A 2,910-nucleotide genomic window follows, 5' to 3' on the forward strand; every position below is an offset into this window, starting at 1 on the left:
GTGATGGCGTGCTCGAGATGGACGAACATTCTGTTCAGGTACGGCCAGGGCGTGAGCGCATCGGCCTGCAGGCGGGAGACATACGCTTCTTGAGCCTCACGAATGGTGAGTGTGGCCCGTTCGAGGCCGTCGGCCGCAATGGAGACTCCGATGGGGTCATCGCTCTCGACGGCGACGCGCATCGCATCGAGACTGCTGGCCACGAGGGCAAACGCGTCGCGCACCCGCTGCACCGAAGCTTCATCGATCTCCGGGTTGCCGACGGCGTCGCGCTCGAACTGTGCCGCCGCCTCGACAGAGGCGCCGGAGAGCGCGTCGATGCTCGTCAGGAGATCACCCGCGGGTCGCAGACCGCTGGCCACCTCTCTGGCGACGTCGATCACCGCGCGGCTCATGGTCTTCTGCTGCGTCATCTCGGTTCCTCGCTCTCGTTCTGCATGTCTGTCGTGTTCAGCTGCCCGGCAGCGCCTGCTCGAGCATGCGCATCGAGTGCGAGAGCTGGCGCTTCGCCTCTTCGAACTGCTGCGGCCGCTCGCCCGGCTGGTTCAAGAACTCAATGATGGAGATGAGGTCGAGCAGTCGCGTCACCCGTCTCCACTCGGCAGGCAGATCGCCACCGGCCTCGACAAAGCCATCGAGCACACCGCGCTCGAAGGCCGGCGGTGGATTGCCCATGTAGTTGAAGAGATTGGCGATATCCGCCAATGGAGACCCCGCGTAGGCGCACTCCCAGTCGAGCACGCCCGACACCTCCCACGCGCCATCGCGCTCACACACAAGGATGTTCTTGCTGTTGTAATCGGCGTGTACCAGCCGACGCGATTGGGGAAGCGCATCGAGCAGCGGCTTGTTCGTTTCGACCACCGACCAGAGCCTCCGCGCACCTTCCTCGCCCAGGCGCCGCCCGACCCGACCGTGGAACAAGGCGTTCCCAATGATGGTCTGCCAGAGCTCGCCCACGGATGCGAACGCACGCGGCATCTGCAGCGTTTCATCGAACAGCCCCGTGCTCTCGAACTCCGTCTCTCCGATGGCCGCCAGCGCACGCCCAACGGCGAGACCCACGCCTCGCTGGCCCGCCTCTGCCTGGCCGGGCAGAATGCGATGCAGGTGTCGCCCTTCGAGAAACGACATGAAGGCATAGGGGAACGACAGCAGGGCGTGGGACTCGGCGAAGTGCAGAACCCGCGGCACCGGCACCTGCCCACAGACTCGCTGCATCAGCGCGAGCTGGCGCCTCGGACTTCGCTGCCCCATGGTGAAGACGCGCAGCACGAGTGCGTCGACGGGGCCTTCGACGCACACCTTGTAGTTGGTGTTGCAGTAGCCATCGCGCAGCTCTTGGAGAGCGGTCACCCGCGCCTGGGGCAAGACCTCCGCGAGGAGAGCCTGCACGCTTCCGACGTCAAGCGACACCCACGAGGCAGATCGCATGCTGTCCATGATCAGGCCTTAGGCGAATCGATCGACGCCTCCTCCAAAAGGCGCGCACAGATGCGCCACCCCGTCCCCGGTGCAACGCGGTGCACCGTCTGGAGATGTGCGCGCGCCTCGCGAAGAGCGCGAAGCGCGCGCACAGGCGCCCCCTCGAGATCAGAACAGACCACCGCCGCGATTCATGTTGAAGCCAAACGGTCCGCCGAAACCCGCGCCGGGCCCGCCTGCCAGCGCGACAGGCATGCCGCCCCCCATCGGGAAGCCGCCGACCATGGGGAAACCGCCTCCCATCGGGAAGCCGCCGCCTATCGGACCTCCGAAGCCGCCGCCCATGGGACCTCCGAAGCCCCCGCCCATGCCACCTTGTCCGCCCTGCATTCCCATCTGCAGTCCCACAAGCAGCATGGTCAGCATCCCCAGGAGCTGCTTCGGATCCATGCCCTGGTTCTGTCCGTTCTGACCGTTCTGTCCAAAACGGTCACCGTGGCTGCCACCGCACCTTTCGCCACCGAATCGCCCCTCGTGGCTCCCGCCGCACTCCTGCTCCAGCGCGTGGCAGAAGCATCTGCACGGGCATGTCTCCTGCGTCTTCACCGCGGGCTGGGGAGCAATGTTCGCGTTCTTCCGAACTCCACCCATGTTCGTGTCACCCTCACTCTCTATACACTCTCGGTCGTGCCCCTCTCCTCACGTAGTCAAGGCCGCGGTCTAGTAAACACCGATGTTAACTCGTTACAATCTTGTTACAAGCGAGTTAAAAAGTCTCGATCGCAGGGATGTGGGGGGATGCGTGAAAGATGCTCCCATGCCACTGCCAGGGAACACGCTCACCGAAAGCGCCCAGGCGCTTCTCGCCGACCCATATGCGGTGTACCGCGTCCTGCGCACCGAAGATCCGGTGCACTGGAGCGACGCCTGGGATGCCTGGTTCCTCACCCGGTACGACGATGTGGCGGCCGCACTGAAAGACCCTCGCCTGCGTGTCGGACGCGTGAGCGACTTCTCACGGCGCCTGCCCGCGCAGTCGCTGCGAGACATGCGCCCCATCGAGCAGAAGCTGGGCGGATGGCTGCTCTTCCTCGATCCCCCCGAGCACGATCGTCTCCGAGCCCTCGTCAGCCGTGCGTTCACACCACAGACCATCAAGCGCATGGAGCAATCGGTGCGTCATCGCGTCGAACGCCTTCTGTGCGACCTGAAAGGCACCGTCGACCTGCTGGCCGCGCTGGCCTCCCCCCTGCCCGTGATGACGGTGGCCGACATGCTGGGCGGCGATGCGCGCGATCACGATCGCTTCTACGGGTGGTCGCACGACCTGGCCTCGTTTCTCGGTGACGAGACCCTCACCGAGACCTCGGTTCGCGCGGCCGAAGTCGCGGTTGAAGGCATCGAGACCTACTTCCACGCCGTGGTCGAGCGCCGGCGTGCCTCGCCACAAGACGATCTGGTGAGCGGGCTGCTGGCCGTGCGCGA

Annotated in this window: 4 protein-coding genes; 1 reads left to right on the plus strand and 3 read right to left on the minus strand. The window is 65.3% G+C overall.

Annotated features, from left to right (window positions below):
- From EB084_23015 to EB084_23025, 3 genes are all read right to left on the minus strand, one after another.
- Positions 1 to 413: hypothetical protein (locus tag EB084_23015; GenBank protein NDD31135.1), on the minus strand; the 413-nt coding region annotated here is incomplete at its 3' end.
- Between the two features lie 37 nt (positions 414 to 450).
- Positions 451 to 1,443: an aminoglycoside phosphotransferase family protein gene (locus EB084_23020; GenBank protein ID NDD31136.1), complete on the minus strand. Its 993-nt coding sequence runs from the start codon at positions 1,441 to 1,443 to the stop codon at positions 451 to 453.
- Positions 1,444 to 1,593: 150 nt separating this feature from the next.
- Complete coding sequence (locus EB084_23025; GenBank protein ID NDD31137.1) at positions 1,594 to 1,875, minus strand: hypothetical protein; 282 nt, start codon at positions 1,873 to 1,875, stop codon at positions 1,594 to 1,596.
- Between the two features lie 367 nt (positions 1,876 to 2,242).
- On the opposite strand from EB084_23025, the gene EB084_23030 reads away from it, so the two are divergent.
- Positions 2,243 to 2,910: cytochrome P450 (locus EB084_23030; GenBank protein NDD31138.1), on the plus strand; the 668-nt coding region annotated here is incomplete at its 3' end.

The organism is Pseudomonadota bacterium (genome assembly GCA_010028905.1).
GTDB lineage: Bacteria > Vulcanimicrobiota > Xenobia > RGZZ01 > RGZZ01 > RGZZ01.

Bases quoted from the DNA above. Each gene is read 5' to 3' on its own strand.
- EB084_23020 (NDD31136.1), bottom strand. From the start codon at position 1,443: ATGGACAGCATGCGATCTGCCTCGTGGGTGTCGCTTGACGTCGGAAGC.
- EB084_23025 (NDD31137.1), bottom strand. From the start codon at position 1,875: ATGGATCCGAAGCAGCTCCTGGGGATGCTGACCATGCTGCTTGTGGGA.